Here is a 26,030-nt window from a genome sequence, read left to right on the forward strand (position 1 = left end):
ACGGTTCTCTGTTAGACTTCAGAGAAACTCTCTACATTATGGCACTTGCAATGAAAGTAATCTCTCAAGTTGAAGCGCAGCGCAAGATTCTGGAAGAAGCAGTTTCCACTGCGCTGGAGTTGGCCTCAGGCAAATCGGACGGTGCGGAAGTTGCCGTCAGCAAGACCACCGGCATTAGCGTAAGCACGCGTTATGGTGAAGTGGAGAATGTTGAATTCAATAGCGATGGCGCGCTGGGGATCACTGTTTATCACCAGAACCGCAAAGGTAGCGCATCATCCACCGATTTAAGCCCGCAGGCCATTGCCCGTACTGTACAGGCGGCGCTGGATATTGCCCGTTATACCTCGCCAGATCCCTGTGCCGGCGTGGCAGACAAAGAGCTGCTGGCCTTTGACGCACCAGATCTCGACTTGTTCCACCCTGCGGAAGTTTCCCCGGATGAAGCCATTGAACTGGCGGCCCGCGCAGAACAGGCGGCATTGCAGGCGGACAAACGCATCACCAATACCGAAGGTGGCAGCTTTAACAGCCACTACGGTGTCAAAGTTTTTGGCAACAGCCACGGCATGTTGCAGGGTTACTGCTCAACGCGTCATTCGCTCTCCAGCTGTGTAATTGCCGAAGAAAATGGCGATATGGAGCGTGATTACGCCTACACCATTGGTCGTGCGATGAGCGATCTGCAAACGCCAGAGTGGGTTGGGGCCGACTGTGCTCGCCGTACTTTATCGCGCCTGTCACCGCGTAAACTCTCCACCATGAAAGCGCCGGTCATTTTTGCCAATGAAGTGGCAACCGGGCTTTTTGGCCATCTGGTGGGGGCGATAGCGGGTGGCTCGGTTTACCGTAAATCTACCTTTCTGCTGGATTCGCTGGGTAAACAAATTCTGCCGGACTGGCTGACCATTGAAGAGCATCCGCATCTGCTGAAAGGGCTGGCGTCGACGCCATTCGACAGCGAAGGTGTGCGCACCGAGCGTCGCGATATTATTAAAGATGGCATCCTGACTCAGTGGCTGCTGACCAGCTATTCGGCGCGAAAACTGGGGCTGAAAAGCACCGGACATGCGGGCGGTATTCACAACTGGCGGATTGCCGGACAAGGGCTAAGCTTCGAACAAATGCTCAAAGAGATGGGCACCGGGCTGGTGGTGACGGAGCTGATGGGCCAGGGCGTGAGTGCAATTACCGGTGATTATTCCCGTGGTGCGGCGGGCTTCTGGGTAGAAAACGGCGAAATTCAGTATCCGGTTAGCGAAATCACCATCGCAGGTAATTTAAAAGATATGTGGCGCAATATTGTCACCGTCGGTAACGATATTGAAACACGCAGTAATATACAGTGTGGTTCTGTGCTGTTGCCGGAGATGAAAATCGCCGGGCAGTAAAAAAATGGCGCGACCTGCCGCGCCAAATCTTCATAATAAAAAAGGAAGTGAGCAATGCGTAAAAGCCTGTTAGCTATTCTTGCAGTCTCCTCGTTGGTATTCAGTTCGGCGTCGTTTGCCGCTGATCTTGAAGACAATATGGAAACCCTCAACGACAATTTAAAAGTGGTCGAAAAAGCCGATAACGCGGCGCAAGTCAAAGACGCGTTAACGAAGATGCGCGCCGCAGCGCTGGATGCGCAAAAAGCAACGCCGCCGAAGCTGGAAGGAAAATCGCCAGACAGCCCGGAAATGAAAGACTTCCGCCACGGTTTCGACATTCTGGTTGGCCAGATTGACGACGCGCTGAAGCTGGCTAATGAAGGTAAAGTAAAAGAAGCGCAGGCTGCCGCAGAGCAACTGAAAACGACCCGCAACGCCTATCACCAGAAGTATCGTTAATTCCTCATTTCCCTGTTGCCTGCACTCAGGTAACAGGGAACTTATCATCGCAAATGATGCACCACCTGATTGCTGCTGCCGCGCCAGATCAGGGAAGGGTCTTTTAAATCCTGCACAAATTTGCCGTCGACCAGCACGTTAATCAAATCAACAACCTGCATTTGCGCAGCGTTGAGTTCGTCGAGTTTATAGCCTGTCCACACCCAGATGTCTTTACCCGGACACTCGGCGCGGATGCGTTGTACCAGTTTCAGAATATCCGGCACGTTTTGCGGATGCAGCGGATCGCCGCCGGAGAGGGAAATACCCTGGCGTTTGATGCGAGTGTCATTCAGATCGTTAATGATCTGGTCTTCCATTGCTTTGGTAAATGGCTGACCGGAATTTACCCGCCAGGTGCTTTTGTTATAGCAACCGGGGCATTCATGAACACACCCGGAGACAAACAGGGTGCAGCGAGTGCCGGGGCCGTTGACGATGTCGACAGGATAGTACTGATGATAATTCATTGTTTCGCCTGGCTTATCAGTCCGCGTATAGGATGCATCCGGTAATCAACGCCTGATGCGACGCTGTCGCGTCTTATCAGGCCTACAATCGTTGTTGCCATGTAGGCCGGATAAGGCGTTTACGCCGCATCCGGCATTTGCTTAACGTAGAGTGAAGATTAACCTATCTGCCCATTCCCCAAATGTTTAACGCGGCGCTTAACTTCTTCCTGCTTACCGGCGTTAAATGGACGTGCATCCGGGCTACCTAAATATCCGCACACGCGGCGAGTCACCGACACACGGGAGGCGTCATGGTTACCACATTTCGGGCAAGTGAAGCCTTTGCTGGTGCACTCGAACTCACCGGTAAAGCCACACTCGTAGCACTCATCAATCGGTGTATTGGTGCCGTAATACGGTACATGCTGATAGCTGTAATCCCAGACATCTTCCAGCGCCTTCAGGTTGTGCTGAATGTTTGGATACTCGCCGTAGCAAATGAAACCACCGTTCGCCAGCGGCGGGTAAGGCGCTTCAAAGTCGATCTTGTCGTACGGGTTCACCTTCTTCTCCACATCGAGGTGGAAACTGTTGGTGTAGTAACCTTTATCGGTCACGCCCGGCACCACGCCAAACTCAGCAGTATCGAGACGGCAGAAGCGGTCGCACAGGTTTTCACTCGGCGTGCTGTAGAGACTGAAACCATAACCCGTTTCTTCTTTCCACTTATCCACTGCCTGACGCAGACGTTCAACAATGGCGATACCTTTCGCGCGAAGCTGCTCGTTGTCGTAAACATGCTCGCCGCCGAACAGCGCGTTAATGGTTTCGTGGATGCCGATGTAACCCAGCGAAATAGACGCACGACCGTTTTTGAAGATTTCAGAAACATCATCGTCAGCATTGAGACGCACGCCACAAGCACCTTCCATATAGAGGATCGGGGCCACGCGCGCTTTCACGCCTTCGAGACGAGCGATACGGGTCATCAGCGCCTTACGTGCCAGCACCAGACGTTCATCCAGCAGCTTCCAGAAGGTGGCTTCATCGCCTTTTGCTTCCAGAGCAATACGCGGCAGGTTCAGGCTGATCACGCCGAGGTTGTTACGACCATCGTGGATCTGCTCGCCGTTTTCATTTTCCCACACGCCGAGGAAGCTGCGGCAGCCCATCGGGGTTTTAAACGAACCGGTGACTTTCACTACCTGATCGTAGTTCAGGATATCCGGATACATGCGCTTGCTTGCGCACTCCAGCGCCAGCTGTTTGATGTCGTAGTTCGGATCGCCTTTTTTATGGTTCAGACCATCGCGAATCGCAAACACCAGTTTCGGGAACACCGCAGTTTTACGGTTTTTACCGAGGCCTGCGATACGGTTACGCAGGATAGATTCCTGAATCAGGCGCGATTCCCAGCTGGTGCCCAGACCAAAACCAAAGGTTACAAACGGCGTCTGACCGTTGGCGGTGTGCAGGGTGTTTACTTCGTACTCCAGCGACTGGAAGGCATCGTAGCACTCTTTAATGGTACGAGAGTTAGCGTAGCCTTCGGCGTCCGGGATGTTCCACTCTTCTGCGGTCTTGCGATGTTTGTTGTAGCTGGCGGTGACAAACGGTGCCAGCACTTCATCGATACGGTTAATGGTGGTGCCGCCATAAATATGGCTGGCGACCTGAGCAATAATCTGCGCAGTTACAGCGGTTGCCGTAGAGATCGACTTCGGCGGTTCAATCTCGGCGTTCCCCATTTTAAAGCCCTGGGTCAGCATGCCTTTCAGGTCAATCAACATGCAGTTGAACATCGGGAAGAACGGCGAGTAATCGAGATCGTGATAGTGAATATCGCCACGCTCATGTGCCTGCACCACGTCACGCGGCAGCAGGTGCTGGCGTGCATAGTGTTTAGCCACGATCCCGGCCAGCAGGTCGCGCTGGGTTGGAATCACCTTGCTGTCTTTGTTGGCGTTTTCGTTGAGTAACGAGGCGTTGGTCTGCTCGACCAGACCACGGATCTCCTGGTTCAGGCGACCGCGTTTTTCACGTTCAATGTCGCGATCGTGACGGTACTCGATGTAAGCACGAGCCAGTTGTTTGTATGGACCCGACATCAGCTGGTTTTCAACTGCGGTCTGGATCTCGTTGATATCCACCTGGTTGCGGCCCTGCATCTGCTCGCTGACAACCGCAGCAACAGTGGCGCAATAATCGGCATCATCGACTTCCGCTGCTTTAGCTGCACGCAGAATCGCTTCTTTGATGCGCTCTGATTTAAACGGCACTTTGCAGCCGTCTCGTTTCATCACATGCGGTGTCATGATCGCTCCATATTTTTAAGAACAGGTTATCCACAGAAATTGGGAAAGGCGTTTTCCGGTTTTTTCGTTTCGTTTTCCGGTGCTTTCCGCAATCGCCATCCGCTTATCCACAACGCCGCACCTTTTTCGTGGGGAGCTGTAGTAGCAATTATAGTCGATTAATACAACATATTGGGTTGGGACGCATTTTAAAGTCTATATATAGTGCTTTGCATCAAGGATGTTTGAACTTTTTTTGATGTAGCTCAAAGTAAAAAGCAGAGCGTACGGATGACGGGCGCTACAGCGTTATGTAAATTTTTTAATGAATTTGCTGGTTGAAAAATCAACAAAAACAACATGCTGACAGACAAAACCCCGGAATGACCGGCATTACCGGGGCTTAGGGAAGATTTACTTCTGTAACCACCAGACAGCCTCAAAAGGCCGTAAATTCATGGCACAGGGTTGTGGTGAGGCTTCTTCGTAGTTATGCATCACAAGCTGCCAGTTGCCGCGCATTTGCCCTGGCTGCCAGGGTTGGATCCCACGGCTAAGGTTGGCAATGACCAGCAAGGTTTGCCCCTTCCATTCACGGCGATAGCACCACAATACAGGGCTGTTTGGCAGCAGATCCTGGTAATTGCCCCATGTCAGAACGGCTTCTTGCTTACGCAGTGCGATTAACTTTTGGTAGGTGTAAAACACCGAGGACTCATCGGTCAGCGCGGCTTCTACGTTGATTTGTTGATAGTTATCGCCCAGGCCAATCCACGGTTCGCCAGCCGTAAACCCGGCATTATCGCCGTTGCTCCATTGCATGGGCGTGCGACTGTTGTCACGGGATTTACTGGCGAGGATTGCCAATAACTCGTCGGCATCACGCCCATCGTTGCGCAGCTCGGCAAACATATTGAGGCTCTCCACGTCGCGATAGTCAGTAATGCGCGTGAAATGCGGGTTGGTCATGCCAATCTCTTCGCCCTGGTAGATATACGGCGTTCCCTGCATGCCATGCAGCACCATCGCCAGCATTTTTGCCGCAGGCACGCGGTATTCACCTTCATCACCAAAGCGAGAAACAATGCGCGGCTGATCGTGGTTACACCAGAACAAGGCATTCCATGCTACGTTGTGCATTCCTTGTTGCCAGTGGCGGAACAAGGTTTTCAACGCCACAAAGTCAGGTTTAGCCAGCGTCCATTTTTCACCACCGGGATAATCGACCTTCAGGTGATGAAAATTAAAGGTCATCGACAATTCACTGCCTGTCAGTGCCGCGTATCGCTGGCAATGCTCAAGGCTGGTGGAGGACATTTCACCTACGGTCATTAACCCGCGTGGCGTAAACACATCGCGGTTCATCTCGTGCAAAAACTCGTGTGCTCGTGGCCCGTCGGTGTAGAAGCGACGCCCGTCGCCATCCAGGTCTTCAGGGAAACGCGGGTCTTTGGAGATCAGATTCACCACATCCAGGCGCAACCCGTCGACCCCACGATCGGCCCAGAATTCACAGACTTTTTTCAGCTCTGCGCGTACCGCTGGATTCTCCCAGTTGAGATCCGCCTGTTCTGGTGCAAAGAGATGCAAATAGTACTGTTCGCTTTCCGCATGCCAGCGCCACGCACTACCGCCAAATTTTGAACGCCAGTTGTTCGGTGGCGTTTCTGGTTCGCCATCGCGCCAGATATAAAACTGGCGGTAAGGGCTTTCTTTGTTCAGCGCCTCGCGAAACCAGGCATGTTGGGTAGAGGTATGGTTAAACACCATATCGAGAATGATACGAATCCCGCGCGATTTTGCCTGCGTCACCAGTTCGTCAAAATCGTCCAGCGTGCCGTAGGTGGGATCAATCGCCGTATAGTTCGCTACATCGTAACCGTTATCGACCTGGGGAGAGACATAAAAGGGGGTTAGCCAGATGGCATCAACGCCCAGTTTATGCAGATAGTCCAGGCGTTGGATAACGCCACGTAAATCGCCGGTGCCGCTACCCGTGGTGTCCTGAAAACTCTTTGGATAAATCTGGTAGATAACGCCGTTTTGCCACCAGTGGGGAAGATTAGTCATTACGTTATTCCTGCAAATGCGAGAGGGCGCAATTGCGCCCCGAAGAAAATTAAACAATGTCCAGCGTGCCCAGGCGGTATTTCCGCTGATAGATAAACGAGGTGAGTACAATCGGGATGATGATGGCGATAGCCATTGCCAGCGCAAATACCTGCCAGTAGCTCGGTTGAATCGAGAGAATTCCCGGCAGGCCGCCTACGCCGATGCCATTCGCCATAACGCCGTTCAGGCCGCATAGCAATCCTGCCAGACCAGAACCAATCATCGCGCACAGCATCGGGAAGTGATATTTCAGGTTGATGCCGTACATTGCAGGCTCAGTGACCCCAAGCCAGGCGGAGATAGCGGCAGGCACGGAGATCTCGCGTTCATTGTGCTTGCGGCTGGAAATGATAATGCCTATCACGGCGGAGCCCTGAGCGATATTCGACAGCGCAATCAGCGGCCACACTGGCGTGCCACCCATGCTTTGAATCATCTGCAAATCAATAGCAAGGGTGGTCTGGTGTACGCCGGTGATCACCAGCGGCGCGTACAGGAAGCCAAACAATGCCGCACCAATCGGAGCAAAGCTGCCGGTCATCAGGTGACGTACCGCAAAGGCAACGCCATCGCCAATCATGCGACCAAACGGACCAATCAGCGCATGGGCGAGGAACACCGTGAGGATCAGCGAACAGACGGGTACCACCACCAGATAGAGGTAATCCGGCACGATGCGTTTAAGGCGAGTTTCAATAACGCCCAGCGCCAGTCCGGCTAACAGTGCCGGGATCACCTGCGCCTGATAGCCTACTTTGGCGATGCTGAACATGCCAAAGTCCCACACTTCCGGCAGCTGCTGCCCGAGCAGATAAGCGTTCATCAGCTGTGGAGAAACCAGTGTCACGCCAAGCACGATACCGAGGATCGGCGTGCCGCCCATTTTTTTCACCGCTGACCAGCAAATCCCGACCGGCAGGTAGAAGAAGATCGCTTCACCGATCAACCACAGAAAATCGTAGATCGTTTGCAGGGAAGGGTACATTTGCGCCAGCGTTTGACCGTTGCTCATGGGCAAATCGCCGATCACATTGCGAAAACCGAGGATCAAACCGCCGCTAATCAACGCGGGCAGCAACGGGAAGAAGATCTCCGCGAAATGAGAGATCAACTGCTCATGCCATTTCATATTCTGCCGGGCAGCTTTTTTTACCTGCTCTTTATCAACCTGCGCCTGTCCGGTTGACGCAATCAGTGCTTGATAGTAATCACCCACATTGGTGCCAATCACCACCTGAAATTGCCCGGCATTGGTGAAACAGCCTTTCACCATGGGGAGTTGCTCAATTTCTTTCGGTCTGGCATTGGCCGGTTGGTTGAGGACAAAGCGCAGGCGAGTAATACAGTGGCTCACCGTCGCAATATTGCCGCGCCCGCCGACCAGTTCAATCAACCGATCGATATCCGTTTGGTTTATTTTGCTCATCATAAAGCCCCATGGCAGATGACATTTTTGGTTGGCTGCAGAATATATTGCGCGGAAAAATTTAAAAACGGGAACGTTCCCGAAACGCAGCGAAGATCACAATTTATCGTTCAGGAAACGATCAGGACAGGGTGGCGGGGATGATGATTTGTTGCGGTTCGCTGCGCCCGGTTACCTGTGCGATCAATTGGCAGGCCGCCTGGCGTCCAGCTTCGGCGTAACCGGGATCTACGGTGACGATCTCCGGATGGAGGAATTTCATTAACGGTGTATTACCGACGCTCGCCAGTTGCAAGGTGTCGATGCGTTGCTCTTGCAGGTATTTACTTGCGCCAAGTGCCAGCGTGTCGGTTGCGCACAGTAACGCAGTAGTTTCAGGCGTAATCACTTTTGCCACGTTCTCATAGCCTTGCTTCATAGCAAGCCCTGGCAGAGCGGCAACGGGATGCAGTTTATGCGCTTTGCAGAACGCCAGGTAGGCTTCGTGACGTCGCTTACCGGTTGTCACGTCACTATGCGGCACGCCGAGATAACTGATATTACGATGTCCCTGGCCATACAGCCGTTGCATCAGGATCTTGATTGCCCCTTCGTCGTCATAACAGACCGAAGCAAAGCCTTTTGCGTCACGCGCCAGCAGAACCAGCGATGACTGCCAGTGGGCTAACATTTCTTCTGTTATGCCAGTAAAACCGAACAGCACTACGCCGTCGATATTACGCCGTTTCAGCACCCCCAAATGTTCGGCAACTAATTGTGGGGAAAACTGACTTTCCATCATGATTGGGTCGTAACCTTGTTCATAGAACGCTGGCAGCATGGTTTGAACGGCGAGATTTTCTGACAACGAATCCAGACGGGTAACAATGATGGCGACCACTTTATCGCTTTGCCCACGCATAGCGCGCGCAGAGCGGGAAGGGGAAAATCCATGCTGATTCATCACTGCTTCAACACGCTCGCGGGTGCGCTGGCTCACGCCGCTTTCGTTATTCAGCACCCGGGAAACTGTAGATTTCCCCACGCCGCTTAAGCGTGCGATGTCTTTGATGGTCAGCCGATTTTGCATCCTGTTGTCCTGTAACGTGTTGTTTAATTATTTGAGCCTAACTTTACCCGTGCATTCAGCAATGGGTAAAGTCTGGTTTATCGTTGGTTTAGTTGCCAGCAGGTATTATATCGCCATAGATGCTACGAATATTATTGGATTCTCCTTATTATTTGCGGCGCTTTTTTCACTTACCGGAGGTTATATGGAACCTGATCCCACGCCTCTCCCTCGACGGAGATTAAAACTTTTCCGGTAAGCCCGTCTTTTCACGGCGTTACCGGATGCGTAAGGCCGTGACGTTTTAACGTCCCTGCTCAGCTTTATTACCTTCAGGTAAGGCTTCGCCACGCCTGAAGACATTTCTGTACTGTTTCAGACAGTGCGGAGGGACTCCTTATGTTTAAAGAAATTTTTACCCGGCTCATTCGCCATTTACCTTCCCGTCTGGTTCATCGCGATCCATTGCCTGGCGCGCAACAGACAGTGAATACGGCGGTCCCGCCGTCCTTAAGTGCGCATTGCCTGAAAATGGCGGTGATGCCCGAAGAAGAATTATGGAAAACGTTCGACACCCATCCGGAAGGGTTAAATCAGGCGGAAGTGGAATCTGCCCGCGAACAACATGGTGAAAATAAATTACCCGCACAACAACCGTCGCCGTGGTGGGTACATTTATGGGTCTGCTATCGCAACCCATTTAATATTTTACTCACCATTCTCGGCGCTATTTCTTACGCCACGGAAGATTTATTTGCCGCGGGCGTTATCGCGCTAATGGTCGCTATTTCTACGTTGCTGAACTTTATTCAGGAAGCACGTTCCACTAAAGCGGCAGATGCCCTGAAAGCGATGGTCAGCAATACTGCGACGGTGCTGCGCGTAATTAACGACAAAGGCGAAAATGGCTGGCTGGAGATCCCGATCGACCAGCTGGTGCCCGGCGATATTATAAAACTGGCGGCGGGGGATATGATCCCGGCAGATTTACGTATCTTGCAGGCGCGGGATCTGTTCGTCGCTCAGGCGTCGTTAACCGGTGAGTCTCTGCCCGTAGAAAAAGCAGCTACCACTCGCCAGCCGGAGCACAGCAATCCGCTGGAGTGCGACACCCTGTGTTTTATGGGCACCACCGTGGTGAGCGGCACGGCACAAGCAATGGTGATTGCTACAGGTGCCAATACCTGGTTTGGTCAACTGGCGGGGCGTGTTAGTGAGCAGGAAAGCGAGCCGAATGCCTTTCAGCAAGGGATCAGCCGCGTCAGTATGCTGCTGATTCGCTTTATGCTGGTGATGGCTCCGGTGGTGCTGTTAATCAATGGTTACACCAAAGGCGACTGGTGGGAAGCGGCACTGTTTGCGCTTTCGGTCGCGGTAGGCTTAACGCCGGAAATGTTGCCGATGATTGTTACCTCGACGCTGGCGCGCGGCGCAGTAAAGCTGTCGAAACAGAAAGTGATCGTCAAACATCTGGATGCTATTCAGAACTTTGGCGCAATGGATATTCTGTGCACTGATAAAACTGGCACCCTGACACAGGACAAAATTGTGCTGGAGAATCATACCGATATCTCCGGTAAAACCAGCGAACGCGTGCTGCATAGCGCGTGGTTGAACAGTCATTATCAGACCGGACTTAAAAACCTGCTCGATACAGCGGTGCTCGAAGGTACGGATGAAGAGTCAGCGCGCTCGCTGGCCAGTCGTTGGCAAAAAATCGATGAGATTCCGTTTGATTTCGAGCGTCGCCGGATGTCGGTGGTAGTGGCAGAAAATACCGAGCACCATCAGCTGGTTTGCAAAGGTGCATTGCAGGAAATCCTCAATGTGTGTTCGCAGGTGCGTCACAATGGCGAGATTGTGCCGCTCGATGACATCATGCTGCGTAAGATTAAGCGGGTTACTGATACGCTGAATCGTCAGGGGCTGCGCGTGGTTGCGGTGGCGACGAAATACCTGCCAGCGCGTGAAGGAGATTACCAGCGGGCGGATGAATCCGACCTGATCCTCGAAGGATATATTGCTTTTCTTGATCCGCCAAAAGAGACAACTGCTCCGGCACTGAAGGCATTAAAAGCGAGTGGAATTACCGTAAAAATCCTTACTGGCGACAGTGAGTTAGTTGCAGCGAAAGTGTGCCATGAAGTGGGGCTGGACGCGGGAGAGGTGGTCATTGGTAGTGATATTGAAACGCTATCTGACGACGAACTGGCAAATCTCGCACAGCGCACCACGCTGTTTGCTCGTCTGACGCCGATGCATAAAGAACGCATTGTGACCTTACTGAAGCGCGAAGGGCATGTGGTTGGCTTTATGGGCGATGGTATTAATGATGCGCCCGCCTTACGCGCTGCGGATATCGGCATTTCTGTGGACGGCGCGGTAGATATTGCCCGTGAAGCGGCTGATATCATCCTGCTGGAAAAAAGCCTGATGGTGCTGGAAGAGGGGGTTATTGAAGGACGTCGCACTTTCGCCAACATGCTGAAATACATCAAAATGACGGCGAGCTCCAACTTCGGTAATGTGTTCAGCGTGCTGGTGGCGAGTGCTTTCTTGCCCTTCCTGCCGATGTTGCCGTTACACTTGCTTATTCAGAACCTGCTGTATGATGTGTCACAGGTGGCGATCCCGTTTGATAACGTCGACGACGAGCAAATTCAAAAGCCGCAGCGTTGGAACCCGGCGGATCTGGGGCGCTTTATGATCTTCTTCGGACCGATCAGCTCGATCTTCGATATTCTGACGTTTTGCCTGATGTGGTGGGTATTCCATGCCAACACGCCGGAAACGCAAACGCTGTTCCAGTCGGGATGGTTTGTGGTGGGCTTACTGTCGCAAACGCTGATTGTGCATATGATCCGTACCCGCCGTGTGCCGTTTATTCAGAGCTGTGCATCGTGGCCGTTAATGATCATGACCGTGATCGTGATGATTGTCGGGATCGCATTGCCGTTTTCACCGCTGGCCAGTTATCTGCAATTACAGGCGCTGCCGTTAAGCTATTTCCCGTGGCTGGTTGCGATTCTGGCAGGGTATATGACATTAACCCAGTTGGTGAAAGGGTTCTATAGCCGTCGTTACGGCTGGCAATAAAGAATAAACTGGGCACGATAGCCCCGATTCAGATTGCAGACAAAGTAAGCTTTGTTCATGCCGGATGCGGCGTAAATGCCTTATCCGGCCAACAAATTCAATAAATTGCAGGAATCACGTAGGCCTGATAAGCGTAGCGCATCAGGCGATTTTGCGTTTGTCATCAGACTTAATCCGGGCATGATAGCCCGGATTTCCATCAAGATTAGCGACGAACAGCGATCGCTTCGATCTCAATTTTTACGTCTTTCGGCAGACGGGCAACTTCAACGCAAGAACGTGCCGGGAAGGTGGCGTTGTGTTCGGTGAAGAAGGCTTCGTAAGTGGCGTTTACGGTTGCGAAGTCGTTCAGATCTTTCACAAACACGGTGGTTTTAACGATATCGCCCACTTTCAGGCCAGCGGCTTCGACAATCGCTTTTACGTTATCCAGCGACTGACGTGCCTGTGCAGCGACGTCTGCCGGTACTTCACCCGTTTTCGGATTTACCGGGATCTGACCGGAGGTGATGATCATATTGCCCAGATCAACGCCCTGTACGTAAGGACCGATAGCTGCCGGTGCATTTTCCGTCGCGATAGTTTTGCTCATGATTTCTCCTTTATTACAGCGGTAAAAAGTCTGGCTCATTATAGGGAGCCAGACTTTTATTACCAACCGCAATTAATTGGCCAGCACCACATTATGGGAAAACTCTTTTTCACAGTATTTGCATTTGAGCGCGATGTCATTGGCGCGTTTTCGCACGGCAAAGCTGGAAGAAACCGGTTCGGCATGGCTGATACAGTTGCTGTTCGGGCAGACCAGCACGTTGTCGATGCGCTCCGGCAGACTGGGGCGCGATTTACCCACCACTTCATAGTTGTCGATACGGTTAACCGTGGCTTGCGGTGCATACAATGCCAGTTGATCTACCTGATCTTCACTCAAAAAGGTATTTTCGATTTTGATCAGATCTTTGCGGCCCATCTCGCCAGAAGGCAGGTTCAGACCAATGGTGATCCGCTGATCCGTTTCGGTCAGCTTGAACAGACTCAACAGCTTAAAACCGATCTGGGCGGGGATATGGTCAATTACCGTGCCGCGTTTAATAGCTTCAACCTGCAATTTATTATCGTGTGTCATCTCTATTTCCCCTTACAGTACCAGATCGCGATTCAGAACCAGTGCCAGTAACGCCTGGCGAGCGAAAATCCCGTTGCCTGCCTGCTGGAAGTACCAGGCGTGTGGCGTTTTATCCACATCGGTGGCAATCTCATCAACACGCGGCAGCGGATGCAGCACTTTCATATTGGCTTTGGCGTTGTGGAGATCGCTGGCGCGAAGAACAAACTGCGCTTTCACGTTGGCGTACTCGGACGGGTCCAGACGCTCTTTTTGCACGCGGGTCATGTACAGGATGTCTACTTCCGCCATCACTTCTTCAATAGAGCTGTGCAGACTCCATGCGATCCCTTTTTCATCGAGCATATCCAGAATGTATTGCGGCATTGCCAGCGCGTCCGGCGCGATGAAGTAAAAACGGTTGCCGTCGAACTTCGCTAACGCCTGAGTCAGGGAGTGAACGGTGCGGCCATATTTCAGGTCACCAACCATTGCGACGTGGAGATTGTCCAGACGCCCCTGGGTTTCCTGAATAGTGAATAAGTCCAGCAAGGTTTGCGTCGGATGTTGGTTGGAGCCATCACCGGCATTCAGTACCGGTACATTGCCGGAAAACTCGGTGGCCAGGCGCGCCGCACCTTCCTGCGGATGACGCATCACTATCGCATCGACGTAAGTGCTGATAACCGAAATGGTATCGGCCAGCGTTTCGCCCTTTTTACCCAGTGATGTATTGGCGCTGTCGGAGAAGCCCACCACGCTGGCACCCAGGCGGTGCATAGATGTTTCGAAAGAGAGGCGGGTACGGGTAGAGGCTTCGAAGAAACAGCTGGCAATGACTTTGTGCTTCAACAGCTCTGGTTGCGGGTTTGCTTTCAGTTTCGCCGCTGTCGCCAGCACCAGATTAAGATCATCGCGACTAAGGTCGTTTATGGAAATGATATGTTTCTGATATAGCGGATTAGCCATCTTTTATCTCCTGACGCCTGGGCAAAAAAAAGCCCCTCGATTGAGGGGCTGGGAATGGGTGATCAACGGGAAGAAAAACGGCAGGCCAGCGTCTTTTTTCAGACGCGGTAAGACAAAATGTCGAACACACTGAACCATACATCCTCCCGGCAAATTGTCCGGCATTATACTCATCGTCAGAAGCGGCGCAAGCATTTGATGCAATATTTTGTCAGCGCAAACGGTTTATTTGAATTAAAAGTCAAGGTATATGCATTTTTATTTGATGTGATTCTGCAGGGGAACTGTCCTTCGGTATCAATAATTGCAGACATTCCCTGCTTTTTCCTTTTTCACTTTCACGCAATCAGATATGCATTTTATTCCATTCATCCGACTTATAGGGCGGAGTGTGAAAGCGAACGGCTAACACTATTGCTTACTGCTCAGGGATGCGCGCTATCACTTTAATTTCAAAATCAAAGCCTGCCAGCCATGTAACACCCACCGCCGTCCAGTTTGGATAAGGTGGGGCGCTAAATATTTCATTTTTCACCGTCATGATGTCTTCAAATTGGTTTTCTGGATCGGTATGGAAGCTCGTAACATCAATGATATCGTCAAAAGTGCATCCCGCAGCTGCCAGGATCGCATGCAAATTATCAAATGCCAGTCTGACTTGTTGCTGAAAATCGGGTTCTGGTGTTCCGTCCTCTCGACTTCCTACTTGCCCGGAAACAAACAGCAAATCGCCGGAACGAATAGCCGCAGAATAACGATGCTCAGCATATAGTGAATGTCGGCCAGCAGGGAAAACAGCGGTTCTTTCTACCATTTGGTTATCCTCAAGATTTACGACATGAACAGAAGATTTCTCTTTACCGGGAGCCGCTTTTAGCGGACGACGTGAGTAAACAAAACCCAGACATCATGGATAATGGCTGGGCTTAATTGAGCGTAGTCGGTTATGCGCCAAACGCGCCATCAATGGTATGCATCGCGCCGGTAACAAAACTGGCTTCTGGCCCTGCTAACCATGCGACCATACCAGCGACCTCTTCCGGTTGCCCATGTCTTTTGATAGCCATCAAACTATGCAACATATCGCGCATTGGCCCGTTGGCGGGATTAGCGTCGGTATCAATTGGCCCTGGCTGGACGACGTTAATGGTGATCCCACGCGGTCCAAAATCACGGGCCAGCCCGCGCGCCATGCCTGCAACAGGCATACGATCGCCATTCACGGAGCCGATGATTAAGATGCGCCCGCCTTCGGGCATCTGCCGGGCGGCTTCAACAGAGGCATGATAAGGAGCATGAATATTGATTTTGAAAAGGCGATCAATATCGTCGGCATTTAATTCCAGGGCCTCGCCAAAGACGCCAATACCTGCATTTACCACCAGGATATCCAATGCGCCGCTCTTACGAACGACATCAATGACAGCGTCTCTGTCAGCACTATCTGTGAATACTGCTGTCGCTCCAGTCTCTTGTGCCAGGCGTTTAGCGGCATCTTTCGACCCCGCATAGGTGAATCGTACATTGGCCCCATCGGTGACGAAACGACGTACGATAGCGGCACCGATACCACGACTGCCACCGAGGATGAGAACTGTCTTACCTGTAAAAGCGCCCATAAGGACTCCTTGATTTATTATGTAACATGCATTACAAAACTGTTTTAACTTTCTGTCAACAGGTTTTGTAATGGTCACTAAAAAACAATCTCGCGTTCCAGGTCGTCCCAGACGTTTCGCTCCTGAGCAGGCAATCTCTGCGGCAAAAGTGCTTTTTCACCAAAAAGGTTTCGATGCTGTCAGTGTTGCTGAAGTTACTGATTATCTTGGTATTAACCCCCCGAGCCTCTACGCGGCTTTTGGCAGTAAAGCTGGGTTATTTAGCCGTGTACTCAATGAATACGTCGGTACGGAAGCTATTCCGCTTGTCGATATTCTTCGTGATGATCGTCCGGTAGGGGAGTGCCTGGCTGAGGTATTAAAAGAAGCGGCGCGCAGATATAGCCAAAACGGCGGCTGCGCTGGCTGTATGGTTCTTGAAGGCATTCATAGTCATGATCCACAAGCGCGTGATATTGCCGTTCAATATTATCACGCCGCAGAAACGGCCATTTATGACTATATCGCCAGGCGGCATCCACAAAGCGCACAATGTGTGACTGATTTTATGAGTACCGTGATGTCAGGGCTTTCTGCGAAGGCACGAGAGGGGCACTCCCTCGAACAACTCTGTGCAACAGCTGCACTGGCGGGGGGAGCGATAAAAACTATTCTCAAGGAGTGATGCGGGCCTTGACCCGAAAGGCGGGAACGCGCCTGCCGATAAGTTGTGATAAGACAATAATTCACGCGTTAAGGCTAGCGGAATTGATCATCTTTTCGTATAACGATAGAAATGAAACGTTGTTTTAATTAAGGAGTGGAAAAGATGATCATCGGAAATATTCATAATCTTCAGTCGTGGCTACCCCAGGAGTTACGCCAGGCGATTGAGCATATCAAAGCAAACGTTACGGCAGAAACGCCCAAGGGCAAGCACGATATCGAAGGCAATCGTCTGTTTTATCTTATCTCGGAAGATATGACCGAGCCGTACGAAGCTCGCCGTGCGGAGTACCATGCCCGCTATCTCGACATTCAGATTGTGTTAAAAGGTCAGGAAGGCATGACCTTCAGTACACAACCTGCAGGCACCCCGGATACCGACTGGTTAGCAGACAAAGACATCGCATTTTTGCCGGAAGGCGTTGATGAGAAAACAGTTATCCTTAATGAAGGTGATTTTGTTGTGTTTTATCCGGGGGAAGTGCATAAACCGCTGTGCGCAGTGGGCGCGCCAGCCCAGGTTCGCAAAGCAGTAGTGAAGATGCTGATGGCGTGATGACTTTTCGCCGTAAATAACTCCAGGTTTACGGCGAGTTTGTGAAAAGAGCGTTTTTTGATATTTTTTTGTGAGTAAAATTTGTAATGCTTAGACGTTCTTATTAACTCAAGGAGTTCGTCATGAGCAAAATATCGCATTCGGATTATTTTCACTACGTTGCTTCCTGCAGGAATTTTAAACCAAAACATGATGTTTTAAATAGCTGGTGTGTGGGAATCAATAATTTTTCCCGTATTGCCGAGGGGCAGCATAACAAAAGAAATATCCTTTCTCCTAAGGCATTTTTGGAGTTTCTGGCATGGATATTTACCTTGGGACATGTAGATTTTAGTGAAAGCCGCAATGAAGCGGGAAGAAAAATGATGGGTAATATAAAATCCTCATCTTATTTAAAAAAAGATGATGGTAGTGAAATAATGCGATTTTACATGAATAATCCTGAAGGGTGGGAAGATGATATACGCCCGGTTATTTTAGAAGTTAGACTTACCCCTCCCTCTGTGAATGGGGCTCGTCAAGGGCGTACAGCCATTATATTTGATGATGTAACAGAATCTGGTAAGTCAATTTTTCGTTTTGAAGGGACGGATTTTGAAACAAAAGATGAGAGTTCATTACTACTGATTACTAATAAAGTTCTGGCGTGTTACCAGCGTGAAATTAACAACGAAATAGCACTTCAGTTAAATAATAACTAGATGAATTGGCAAGCCCAGGACTATAAAGATTTTTTTAAAGATGCCTTGGCTACAACATTGTCAACAATAAAGCAAGAGCATCTGCTAATAATGCCTCATGTATGTAATGAAATTATTCCAGACTTACTGGGCGAAGAAGGCATACTTGAAGAGATAGATAATCTCAGCGCGTCTGACGATGCCTTTACTAATAATAAAAAAAGTAATGATGAAATTAATAAGATCAAAATTGATCTAGCGCATATTCTTATTGATTCCTTAGATGATGCGCCGGTTGACCTCTCACCGGTCATCCGTTCGATGTTAGAAACTTTTTTAAAATCGCCATATATGAGTGATGTAAAAATACTGGAGTGGTGTTTTAATAAAAGTATCGAATATTTTAATGCTGCTGCAAAGATAGATTATGCATGCGACGTGATAAAAAATATTAAGTCTGGTTGTGATCAGTCTAAAAGAGCTGAGGCATTATTTTCCCTTCTCGATAAAGAACCCTATAAAAATAGCTGTAAATTACAGGGATTGATTTGGGATAAGTTGGTTGCATATGTCAATGATTTTAACTTAAGCAATCAAGAAAAATCACGCTTAATACTAAAGTTATTTGATGATGTTAAGTTGCTATTTAATGAAGTGCCTGTCAGCATTTTAGTAAATGATATTTTTTTGAAGGGTTTTTTCATGAAGCAACCTGATTTTGCTAAGTGGTACTTCTATCAATTACTTAAGTGTTATGAGGGCGAACAGCTGTATCTTAATGAGTTAGGATATGTTTATGGTGATGAAGAAAAAACAAAAGAAATTGTAAATAAACTTCCGGGTTATGTCGTTAAGATTTTTGAAGAAAAGATGGTTAATGAATTAAAAATTAGAACAAGAATGATGGAAGTCCTCCGGGATGGGAAAATCAATATATATAATTATATTAATGAAAAACAGTTAGAAAAATTAAATCCTCCGGAAAATTTACGAGCAGTAATAGAAAAATGGGGGTGGAAGAATAGAACTCACACTGCATAAAATAATATGATGCCGGGATATTTTTTGTATTTCCCGGCATCTTTATAGAGATGTCAATTATTTACTGAGCGTCGCGACCATCACCGCTTTGATGGTATGCATGCGGTTTTCCGCCTGATCAAATACAATGCTGGCGGCAGATTCGAAGACCTCATCAGTCACTTCCATTCCGCCATGTAGGCCAAACTCTTCCGCCATTTTTTTGCCAAGCGTCGTTTGGTCGTCATGAAACGCGGGCAGGCAGTGGAGGAATTTGACCTCCGGGTTACCGGTCAACTGCATCATCTTGCTGTTCACCTGATAATCACGCAGTAATGCAATGCGTTCAGCCCATTTTTCTTTTGCTTCACCCATCGACACCCATACATCGGTATAGATAAAGTCAGCACCTTCAACTCCTTTAGCTACATCTTCCGTCAGCGTAATATTCCCGCCATTTTGTTGTGCCAGGGCGCGGCATTCCGTAACCAGCGCAGCTTCTGGCCAGCACGCCTGTGGCGCGACCAGACGCAAATCCAGACCGGTAAGCGCTGCAGCTTCGAGCATCGAATTGCCCATGTTGTTACGTGCGTCACCTGCATAGACCAGCGTCATTTCGTTGAACGCTTTGCCGGGCAAATGCTCCTGCATGGTGAGGAGATCCGCCAGCAGCTGCGTGGGGTGAAACTCATTGGTCAGGCCGTTCCATACCGGCACGCCAGCGTATTCCGCCAGTGTTTCGACAATCTCCTGACCATAGCCGCGATACTGAATACCGTCATACATGCGACCAAGCACGCGGGCAGTGTCTTTAATCGACTCTTTATGACCAATTTGGCTGCCGCTTGGACCGAGATAAGTAACGCGAGCACCCTGGTCATATGCGGCAACTTCGAAAGAGCATCGGGTACGGGTCGAGTCTTTTTCGAAGATGAGCGCGATGTTTTTACCAGTGAGTTTGGCTTCTTCTTTACCGCTTTTCTTATCGGCTTTCAGCTTCGCGGCTAACTGCAGCAGGCTGTTAAGTTCAGCTGGCGTGAAATCGAGTAATTTCAGGAAATGCTTATGATAAAACCCGGACATAGATCCCTCCTGTGGCTAACGCCTAAATGAATTAAAATTCAATTTATATGTATGGTTATTCATTTGCAAGTCTAAAGCATAAATCTTTATCACAAAGGTGGAGGCAATGTCAGTGGTGTGTGACAATAAGAGTATCGGCAGGACATTAAGAGGAATGAGCCATGGCAAACCCGGAACAACTGGAAGAGCAGCGTGAAGAGACACGTCTGATTATTGAAGAATTACTGGAAGATGGCAGCGATCCAGATGCGCTGTACACCATTGAGCACCATCTTTCCGCAGACGACCTTGAAACGCTGGAGAAAGCAGCGGTAGAAGCGTTTAAACTCGGATATGAAGTCACCGATCCGGAAGAACTGGAAGTAGAGGATGGTGATGTGGTGATTTGCTGCGACATCCTCAGTGAATGCGCCCTGAATGCCGACCTGATTGATGCTCAGGTGGAACAACTGATGACGCTGGCGGAGAAATTTGACGTCGAGTATGACGGTTGGGGCACTTACTTTGAAGATCCAAATGGTGAAGATGGCGACGATGAAGAGTACATCGACGATGACGATGACGGGGTTCGCCACTAATTAATGGATTGAAATGCCCGATAGCTCACACTGTCGGGCATTTTTTTTAGAGATCACGTAGCATCCGTACTTCACAGTCGACATGCCCCGTGCAGCCAAGTGCGTAGTCGATATGTTGAAAGCCTAAATGCTCATACAGAGCAATTGCTTCTGTCAGAAAAGCCGTTGTTTCCAGGTAACAGCGTTTGAAGCCCATCTCGTGTGCGTGATCCATCGCCATTAAAGCAAGTTTTTTTGCCAGCCCTTTGCCGCGAATAGCGGGAAGAAAATACATCTTTTGCAGTTCGCAAATGTCCGCTTCACTACCTGTCAATGGCGCAATTCCACCACCGCCGACCACTTCACCATCGTACTCAACCACCCAATACGCATGACCAGGCTGACTATACACTTGATACAGCTCGTCAAGATTCGGATCGGCGACGGTGTAGCCTTTATCAGCGGTAAGACCGTATTCGGCGGATACCTGACGAATGACGCGGGCGATAGCAGGATTATCCTGCAGCGTCAGGCGACGCATTACAGGTGATTGCGGCGCAATGTTATTCATAGTTTAACCCAATAAAAATAAAGTAATTATACATTTGTTTAATACCACTCTCTTCTTACGTGCGCAAGCGACTTATAAAGTAATAAAGTTTTTGCCAGCCTATTACTGATAAGAGTATTGTAACGTTGCAGAACATTTTACTGTCTGTATATATAAGTTATATCAATGGATTTTTTAATTCAGGGATTTTTTATGGCTCAAGTTATTAATGAAATGGATGTTCCGTCCCATTCGTTTGTTTTTCATGGTACAGGTGAGAGATATTTTCTTATTTGTGTGGTGAATGTGTTGTTAACGATTATAACGTTAGGTATCTATTTACCATGGGCATTAATGAAATGTAAGCGTTATCTTTATGCTAATATGGAAGTTAACGGACAACGATTTTCTTATGGAATTACCGGTGGGAATGTTTTTGTTAGTTGTCTTGTTTTTGTTTTTTTCTATTTCGCAATCTTAATGACAGTGTCAGCAGATATGCCGCTTGTTGGTTGTGTTTTGACTTTGTTACTGTTGGTTTTGCTTATATTTATGGCAGCAAAAGGACTGCGTCATCAGGCCTTAATGACCAGTCTCAACGGCGTAAGATTTAGTTTTAATTGCTCTATGAAAGGGTTCTGGTGGGTGACCTTTTTCTTGCCGATTTTAATGGCCGTTGGGATGGGGACTGTTTTCTTTATCTCGACAAAGATGCTACATGCCAATAGTTCAAGTAGTGTTATTATATCTATGGTTCTGATGGCAATAGTTGGTATTGTTTCCATTGGTATTTTTAATGGTACTTTATATAGTCTGGTAATGAGTTTTCTCTGGAGTAATACCAGTTTCGGTATACATCGTTTCAAGGTGAAATTAGATACTACGTATTGTATAAAATATGCCATTCTCGCATTTTTAGCTTTATTGCCTTTTCTCGCTGTTGCTGGTTATATTATCTTCGATCAAATATTAAATGCGTATGATAGTTCTGTATATGCAAATGATGACATTGAGAATTTACAGCAATTTATGGAAATGCAACGTAAAATGATAATCGCGCAGTTAATCTATTATTTTGGGATTGCTGTTAGCACCAGTTATTTAACGGTGTCGTTGCGAAACCATTTTATGAGCAACCTGTCACTGAATGATGGGCGTATTCGTTTTCGCTCAACTTTAACGTACCACGGTATGCTTTATCGCATGTGTGCGTTGGTGGTGATATCCGGGATTACGGGCGGTCTGGCTTATCCACTGTTGAAAATATGGATGATTGACTGGCAGGCAAAAAATACGTATTTGCTGGGCGATTTGGATGACCTTCCTTTAATCAATAAAGAAGAACAACCAGATAAAGGCTTCTTAGCCAGTATTTCTCGGGGAGTTATGCCTTCTTTACCATTTCTGTAAGAGATAAAAAAGGCCGGAGCATGCTCCGGCCTTCGTTTTCATCACGGTGTTGATTACAGCGCGGCGATAACAGCCTGCTGCTCAATCAGTTTCGCTTTCGCTTCCGCATAGCCTTCCAGCTTCTCACGCTCTTTCGCGATGACCGCTTCCGGTGCGCGGGCGACAAAGCCTTCGTTCGCCAGTTTGTTCTCGATACGGCTGATTTCACCTTCAATCTTCGCCACTTCTTTCGCCAGACGCGCCAGCTCATCTTCTTTGTTGATGAGGCCAGCCATCGGGATCAGCAGCTCTGCACCGTCGATGATCTTCGTAACGGAAACCGGACCTTTGTCATCGGCAGGCAGCACGGTGATACTTTCCAGACGCGCCAGCGTTTGCAGGAAGCCACGGTTTTCATTTACGCGACGTTCTGCATCCGCGCTGCAACCACGCAGCAGCAGCTCCAGCGGTTTACCCGGCGCGATGTTCATTTCTGCACGGATGTTACGTACCGCAACGATCGCCTGCTTCAGCCACTCGGTGTCGGCCAGTGCGGCTTCATCGACCTGAGACGCATCGTACTGCGGGAACGGCTGCAGCATGATGGTGTCAGCGGTGATGCCGCAAAGTACTTTCACACGCTGCCAGATGGTTTCGGTGATGAACGGAATGATCGGATGCGCGAGGCGCAGCAGACCTTCCAGTACAGTCACCAGCGTATGGCGAGTACCGCGCAGTTCGGCTTCTGTTCCACCGTTCATTACCGGCTTGGTCAGCTCCAGATACCAGTCACAGAACTGGTTCCAGGTGAACTCATACAGAATGCCGGCGGCGATATCGAAGCGGAAGCTGTCCAGCGCTTCGCGGTACGCTTTGATGGTCTGGTTGAACTCCGCCAGAATCCAGCGGTCCGCCAGCGACAGCGTCATTTCGCCGCCGTTGAAGCCGCAATCCTGACCTTCTGTGTTCATCAGCACAAAGCGGCTGGCGTTCCACAGCTTGTTACAGAAGTTACGGTAGCCTTCCAGACGCTTCATATCCCAGTTGATGTCACGACCGGTAGAAGCCAGCGCCGCCAGGGTGAAGCGCAGCGCGTCAGTACCGTGCGGCTCAATGCCGTTCGGGAACTGCTTCTCGGTGCGCTTACGGATTTTGTCCGCCAGCTGCGGCTGCATCATATTACCGGTACGTTTTTCCAGCAGTTCCGGCAGCGAAATACCGTCAACCATATCCAGCGGGTCAATCACGTTACCCTTGGATTTGGACATCTTCTGGCCTTCGTCATCACGAATCAGACCGGTCATGTAAACGGTGTGGAACGGCACCTGCGGTTTGCCATTTTCATCTTTGATGAAGTGCATGGTCATCATGATCATGCGGGCAATCCAGAAGAAGATGATGTCGAAACCAGATACCATCACGCTGGTTGGGTGGAACTGACGCAGGGCGTCGGTGTTTTCCGGCCAGCCAAGGGTAGAGAAGGTCCACAGTGCGGAGGAGAACCAAGTGTCGAGAACATCTTCGTCCTGACGCAGGGCAACATCAGCACCGAGGTTATTTTCTTTACGCACTTCGTCTTCGTTGCGGCCAACATAAACGTTACCCGCGTCGTCATACCATGCCGGGATGCGGTGACCCCACCACAGCTGACGAGAGATACACCAGTCCTGAATATCGCGCATCCAGGAGAAGTACATGTTTTCGTACTGCTTCGGTACGAACTGAATGTCGCCGCTCTTAACCGCTTCAACCGCCGGTTTCGCCAGCACGTCGGCACGTACGTACCACTGGTCGGTCAGCATCGGTTCGATAACCACGCCGCCACGGTCGCCGTAAGGAACGGTCAGGTCGTGCGGTTTAATTTCTTCCAGCAGGCCGAGTGCGTCAACCGCGGCAACGACCGCTTTACGCGCAGCAAAACGCTCCAGTTTCTGGAACTCTGCTGGGATCTCGCTGGAATAAACGTCAGATTCGTTACCTTTAGTATCGAACACTTGAGCGCTTTCACGGATATCGCCGTCAAAGGTCAGGATGTTGATCATCGGCAGGGCGTGACGTTTACCGACTTCATAGTCGTTAAAGTCGTGCGCCGGAGTGATCTTCACACAGCCGGTGCCTTTTTCCATATCGGCGTGTTCGTCGCCAACAATCGGAATACGACGGTTAACCAGCGGCAGAATGACATATTTGCCAATCAGATCTTTGTAACGCGGATCTTCCGGGTTAACGGCCACGCCGGTATCGCCCAGCAGGGTTTCCGGACGGGTAGTCGCAACCACCAGATAATCTTTACCGTCTGCGGTTTTCGCGCCATCAGCCAGCGGATAGCGGATGTGCCACATCGAACCTTTCGATTCGCGGTTTTCCACTTCCAGGTCAGAGATTGCGGTACGCAGTTTCGGGTCCCAGTTTACCAGGCGTTTACCACGGTAAATCAGGTCTTCTTTATACAGACGAACGAAAACTTCTTTCACCGCATTGGACAGGCCTTCGTCCATCGTGAAGCGTTCGCGCTCCCAGTCGACGGAGTTACCGAGACGACGCATCTGACGGGTAATGGTGCCGCCGGATTCCGCTTTCCATTCCCAGATTTTGTCGATGAAAGCTTCGCGGCCGTAGTCGTGACGGGTTTTACCTTCTTCTGCGGCAATCTTGCGCTCAACGACCATCTGGGTAGCGATCCCGGCGTGGTCAGTACCGACCTGCCACAGGGTATTTTTACCCTGCATACGCTGATAGCGGATCATGGTATCCATGATGGTTTGCTGGAAGGCGTGACCCATATGCAAACTGCCGGTGACGTTCGGCGGCGGGATCATGATGCAGAAACTTTCCTGGCTTTCATCGCCATTAGGCTTAAAGTAGCCCTGCTTTTCCCAGTGCTCGTAAAGCGGCTGTTCGATATCTTGTGGGTTGTATGTCTTTTCCATTATTTCCAGGTTGCCGTATTCAGGTTGAAACCAGCCACGCGGTAGGCTTTATAGCGTTCGCGCGCCAGTTGTTTCAGAGAATCTTCATAAGGAACGAAGTCTACCACTTCTGTGAAAGCGGTGGCAAAATCTGCAAAGCTTGTTCGCAGACTAATCAATATATCGCGCGGGTTGCTGCTGCGTTTTTGCGGCCAGGCGATCTCCACCGGCGCACCGCCGCGCGGTCCTTCTCCCGCTAAATTATGCGGAACAAAGCTTTCTGCCGGACGCGCCCACAGGGCTTCATCCAGCCGGTAAGCCTGCTTTTCATCTTCACAGGCGATGAGCACGCGCTTACCGCTGCGCCAACGTTCTGCGGCAATTTCACACACCAGTTGCTCAACGGCGCTTAAGCCATCGACGGTGGTGTCATTGTCCAGAAGGTAGAACGTTGCGTTTTTCATAAATGGGGCTTCTTGTGGTGGATTTAAATATGCATTTGGTAATACACAGCGTTGCCTGATGCGACGCTGTCGCGTCTTATCAGGCCTACGGGTCCGGTATTCTGTGTCGGTCGGATAAGGCGTTC

23 protein-coding genes and 1 pseudogene are annotated in these 26,030 nt (G+C 49.9%); 9 read left to right on the forward strand and 15 right to left on the reverse strand.

All coding sequences use genetic code 11. The features are described 5' to 3' along the window. The first annotated feature begins 38 nt into the window (after positions 1-38). Together pmbA and cybC are read left to right on the forward strand one after the other, a co-directional pair. Positions 39-1,391, forward strand: a complete 1,353-nt coding sequence (gene pmbA / locus FTE26_RS14170) for a metalloprotease PmbA (protein WP_001162171.1) — start codon at positions 39-41, stop codon at positions 1,389-1,391. A 54-nt stretch (positions 1,392-1,445) separates the two neighbouring features. Further along, positions 1,446-1,832 (forward strand): cytochrome b562, encoded by a 387-nt coding sequence (gene cybC / locus FTE26_RS14175; protein WP_001232246.1) that lies wholly within the window; start codon positions 1,446-1,448, stop codon positions 1,830-1,832. Between the two features lie 44 nt (positions 1,833-1,876). On the opposite strand, the gene nrdG is transcribed toward cybC, so the two are convergent. The 5 genes from nrdG to treR all read right to left on the reverse strand — a co-directional run bounded on the left by nrdG (position 1,877) and on the right by treR (position 9,224). Then, positions 1,877-2,341 carry an anaerobic ribonucleoside-triphosphate reductase-activating protein gene (nrdG, locus tag FTE26_RS14180; RefSeq protein WP_001106233.1) on the reverse strand — a complete coding sequence of 155 codons (465 nt, stop codon included), beginning with the start codon at positions 2,339-2,341 and terminating at the stop codon, positions 1,877-1,879. 158 nt (positions 2,342-2,499) lie between these two features. Further along, entirely contained in the window at positions 2,500-4,638 is a 2,139-nt protein-coding gene (gene nrdD / locus FTE26_RS14185) for an anaerobic ribonucleoside-triphosphate reductase (protein WP_000187776.1), read from the reverse strand. A 393-nt stretch (positions 4,639-5,031) separates the two neighbouring features. Next, positions 5,032-6,687: an alpha,alpha-phosphotrehalase gene (treC, locus tag FTE26_RS14190; protein WP_001348238.1), complete on the reverse strand. Its 1,656-nt coding sequence runs from the start codon at positions 6,685-6,687 to the stop codon at positions 5,032-5,034. 49 nt (positions 6,688-6,736) lie between these two features. Then, positions 6,737-8,158, reverse strand: coding sequence for a PTS trehalose transporter subunit IIBC (gene treB / locus FTE26_RS14195; RefSeq protein WP_001348239.1), 1,422 nt, complete (start codon positions 8,156-8,158; stop codon positions 6,737-6,739). A 118-nt stretch (positions 8,159-8,276) separates the two neighbouring features. Further along, a complete protein-coding gene (gene treR / locus FTE26_RS14200; protein WP_001181338.1) occupies positions 8,277-9,224 on the reverse strand; it encodes a trehalose operon repressor TreR in 948 nt (315 codons plus the stop codon). Between the two features lie 184 nt (positions 9,225-9,408). Here treR and mgtL point away from each other — a divergent pair, with 184 nt between their 5' ends. Together mgtL and mgtA are read left to right on the forward strand one after the other, a co-directional pair. After that, a complete protein-coding gene (gene mgtL / locus FTE26_RS14205) occupies positions 9,409-9,462 on the forward strand; it encodes a mgtA regulatory leader peptide MgtL (RefSeq protein WP_001387276.1) in 54 nt (17 codons plus the stop codon). A 140-nt stretch (positions 9,463-9,602) separates the two neighbouring features. Beyond that, positions 9,603-12,299, forward strand: coding sequence for a magnesium-translocating P-type ATPase (gene mgtA / locus FTE26_RS14210; protein WP_000471866.1), 2,697 nt, complete (start codon positions 9,603-9,605; stop codon positions 12,297-12,299). Between the two features lie 205 nt (positions 12,300-12,504). On the opposite strand, the gene ridA is transcribed toward mgtA, so the two are convergent. The 6 genes from ridA to bdcA form a co-directional block, all read right to left on the reverse strand. Beyond that, positions 12,505-12,891, reverse strand: coding sequence for a 2-iminobutanoate/2-iminopropanoate deaminase (gene ridA / locus FTE26_RS14215; protein ID WP_000047539.1), 387 nt, complete (start codon positions 12,889-12,891; stop codon positions 12,505-12,507). 72 nt (positions 12,892-12,963) lie between these two features. Continuing rightward, positions 12,964-13,425, reverse strand: coding sequence for an aspartate carbamoyltransferase regulatory subunit (pyrI, locus tag FTE26_RS14220; RefSeq protein WP_000148581.1), 462 nt, complete (start codon positions 13,423-13,425; stop codon positions 12,964-12,966). Positions 13,426-13,437: 12 nt separating this feature from the next. Further along, positions 13,438-14,373 carry an aspartate carbamoyltransferase gene (pyrB, locus tag FTE26_RS14225; protein WP_000013046.1) on the reverse strand — a complete coding sequence of 312 codons (936 nt, stop codon included), beginning with the start codon at positions 14,371-14,373 and terminating at the stop codon, positions 13,438-13,440. 3 nt (positions 14,374-14,376) lie between these two features. Then, complete coding sequence (gene pyrL / locus FTE26_RS14230) at positions 14,377-14,511, reverse strand: pyr operon leader peptide (RefSeq protein WP_001296693.1); 135 nt, start codon at positions 14,509-14,511, stop codon at positions 14,377-14,379. 280 nt (positions 14,512-14,791) lie between these two features. Beyond that, complete coding sequence (locus tag FTE26_RS14235) at positions 14,792-15,187, reverse strand: RidA family protein (RefSeq protein WP_000230269.1); 396 nt, start codon at positions 15,185-15,187, stop codon at positions 14,792-14,794. 130 nt (positions 15,188-15,317) lie between these two features. After that, the gene (bdcA, locus tag FTE26_RS14240; protein ID WP_000500729.1) at positions 15,318-15,992 is read right to left on the reverse strand and encodes an SDR family oxidoreductase; all 675 of its coding nucleotides are present in this window, start codon (positions 15,990-15,992) and stop codon (positions 15,318-15,320) included. 70 nt (positions 15,993-16,062) lie between these two features. Here bdcA and FTE26_RS14245 point away from each other — a divergent pair, with 70 nt between their 5' ends. The 3 genes and pseudogenes from FTE26_RS14245 (at position 16,063) to FTE26_RS14255 (ending at position 18,974) form a co-directional block, all read left to right on the forward strand. Next, positions 16,063-16,656 (forward strand): TetR/AcrR family transcriptional regulator, encoded by a 594-nt coding sequence (locus FTE26_RS14245; RefSeq protein ID WP_000256659.1) that lies wholly within the window; start codon positions 16,063-16,065, stop codon positions 16,654-16,656. 144 nt (positions 16,657-16,800) lie between these two features. Beyond that, positions 16,801-17,253, forward strand: a complete 453-nt coding sequence (gene tabA / locus FTE26_RS14250) for a toxin-antitoxin biofilm protein TabA (protein ID WP_001348242.1) — start codon at positions 16,801-16,803, stop codon at positions 17,251-17,253. A gap of 122 nt (positions 17,254-17,375) precedes the next feature. Then, positions 17,376-18,974, forward strand: a pseudogene (locus FTE26_RS14255) (DNA-binding protein). Between the two features lie 57 nt (positions 18,975-19,031). Here FTE26_RS14255 and argF read toward each other — a convergent pair. After that, positions 19,032-20,036 carry an ornithine carbamoyltransferase gene (gene argF / locus FTE26_RS14260; RefSeq protein WP_000012907.1) on the reverse strand — a complete coding sequence of 335 codons (1,005 nt, stop codon included), beginning with the start codon at positions 20,034-20,036 and terminating at the stop codon, positions 19,032-19,034. Positions 20,037-20,197: 161 nt separating this feature from the next. Here argF and rraB point away from each other — a divergent pair, with 161 nt between their 5' ends. Then, positions 20,198-20,614 carry a ribonuclease E inhibitor RraB gene (gene rraB, locus FTE26_RS14265; protein WP_000002960.1) on the forward strand — a complete coding sequence of 139 codons (417 nt, stop codon included), beginning with the start codon at positions 20,198-20,200 and terminating at the stop codon, positions 20,612-20,614. Between the two features lie 46 nt (positions 20,615-20,660). Here rraB and FTE26_RS14270 read toward each other — a convergent pair whose 3' ends face one another. Then, positions 20,661-21,164: a GNAT family N-acetyltransferase gene (locus tag FTE26_RS14270; RefSeq protein WP_001059395.1), complete on the reverse strand. Its 504-nt coding sequence runs from the start codon at positions 21,162-21,164 to the stop codon at positions 20,661-20,663. A gap of 192 nt (positions 21,165-21,356) precedes the next feature. Between FTE26_RS14270 and FTE26_RS14275 the strand changes: the two genes are divergently transcribed. Continuing rightward, complete coding sequence (locus tag FTE26_RS14275) at positions 21,357-22,553, forward strand: YjgN family protein (RefSeq protein WP_000079650.1); 1,197 nt, start codon at positions 21,357-21,359, stop codon at positions 22,551-22,553. A 53-nt stretch (positions 22,554-22,606) separates the two neighbouring features. Here the strand turns inward: FTE26_RS14275 and valS are convergent, their stop codons facing one another. Next, positions 22,607-25,462, reverse strand: coding sequence for a valine--tRNA ligase (valS, locus tag FTE26_RS14280; protein WP_000416421.1), 2,856 nt, complete (start codon positions 25,460-25,462; stop codon positions 22,607-22,609). Then, positions 25,462-25,905 (reverse strand): DNA polymerase III subunit chi, encoded by a 444-nt coding sequence (gene holC / locus FTE26_RS14285; RefSeq protein ID WP_000786397.1) that lies wholly within the window; start codon positions 25,903-25,905, stop codon positions 25,462-25,464. Before holC ends, valS begins: the two co-directional genes overlap by 1 nt. Positions 25,906-26,030: the final 125 nt, after the last annotated feature.

Origin of the sequence: Escherichia sp. S10b (assembly GCF_028421345.1) — a bacterium.
GTDB lineage: Bacteria > Pseudomonadota > Gammaproteobacteria > Enterobacterales > Enterobacteriaceae > ECMA0423.

Excerpts from the sequence above, each read along its gene's own strand:
- pyrI (WP_000148581.1), bottom strand. The coding sequence starts at position 13,425 with ATGACACACGATAATAAATTGCAGGTTGAAGCTATTAAACGCGGCACG.
- mgtA (WP_000471866.1), top strand. The coding sequence starts at position 9,603 with ATGTTTAAAGAAATTTTTACCCGGCTCATTCGCCATTTACCTTCCCGT.
- nrdD (WP_000187776.1), bottom strand. The coding sequence starts at position 4,638 with ATGACACCGCATGTGATGAAACGAGACGGCTGCAAAGTGCCGTTTAAA.
- rraB (WP_000002960.1), top strand. The coding sequence starts at position 20,198 with ATGGCAAACCCGGAACAACTGGAAGAGCAGCGTGAAGAGACACGTCTG.
- FTE26_RS14270 (WP_001059395.1), bottom strand. The coding sequence starts at position 21,164 with ATGAATAACATTGCGCCGCAATCACCTGTAATGCGTCGCCTGACGCTG.
- pyrB (WP_000013046.1), bottom strand. The coding sequence starts at position 14,373 with ATGGCTAATCCGCTATATCAGAAACATATCATTTCCATAAACGACCTT.
- nrdG (WP_001106233.1), bottom strand. The coding sequence starts at position 2,341 with ATGAATTATCATCAGTACTATCCTGTCGACATCGTCAACGGCCCCGGC.
- ridA (WP_000047539.1), bottom strand. The coding sequence starts at position 12,891 with ATGAGCAAAACTATCGCGACGGAAAATGCACCGGCAGCTATCGGTCCT.
- tabA (WP_001348242.1), top strand. The coding sequence starts at position 16,801 with ATGATCATCGGAAATATTCATAATCTTCAGTCGTGGCTACCCCAGGAG.
- FTE26_RS14275 (WP_000079650.1), top strand. The coding sequence starts at position 21,357 with ATGGCTCAAGTTATTAATGAAATGGATGTTCCGTCCCATTCGTTTGTT.
- pmbA (WP_001162171.1), top strand. The coding sequence starts at position 39 with ATGGCACTTGCAATGAAAGTAATCTCTCAAGTTGAAGCGCAGCGCAAG.
- argF (WP_000012907.1), bottom strand. The coding sequence starts at position 20,036 with ATGTCCGGGTTTTATCATAAGCATTTCCTGAAATTACTCGATTTCACG.
- pyrL (WP_001296693.1), bottom strand. The coding sequence starts at position 14,511 with ATGGTTCAGTGTGTTCGACATTTTGTCTTACCGCGTCTGAAAAAAGAC.
- bdcA (WP_000500729.1), bottom strand. The coding sequence starts at position 15,992 with ATGGGCGCTTTTACAGGTAAGACAGTTCTCATCCTCGGTGGCAGTCGT.
- holC (WP_000786397.1), bottom strand. The coding sequence starts at position 25,905 with ATGAAAAACGCAACGTTCTACCTTCTGGACAATGACACCACCGTCGAT.
- treB (WP_001348239.1), bottom strand. The coding sequence starts at position 8,158 with ATGATGAGCAAAATAAACCAAACGGATATCGATCGGTTGATTGAACTG.
- treR (WP_001181338.1), bottom strand. The coding sequence starts at position 9,224 with ATGCAAAATCGGCTGACCATCAAAGACATCGCACGCTTAAGCGGCGTG.
- treC (WP_001348238.1), bottom strand. The coding sequence starts at position 6,687 with ATGACTAATCTTCCCCACTGGTGGCAAAACGGCGTTATCTACCAGATT.
- FTE26_RS14245 (WP_000256659.1), top strand. The coding sequence starts at position 16,063 with ATGGTCACTAAAAAACAATCTCGCGTTCCAGGTCGTCCCAGACGTTTC.
- valS (WP_000416421.1), bottom strand. The coding sequence starts at position 25,462 with ATGGAAAAGACATACAACCCACAAGATATCGAACAGCCGCTTTACGAG.
- cybC (WP_001232246.1), top strand. The coding sequence starts at position 1,446 with ATGCGTAAAAGCCTGTTAGCTATTCTTGCAGTCTCCTCGTTGGTATTC.
- FTE26_RS14235 (WP_000230269.1), bottom strand. The coding sequence starts at position 15,187 with ATGGTAGAAAGAACCGCTGTTTTCCCTGCTGGCCGACATTCACTATAT.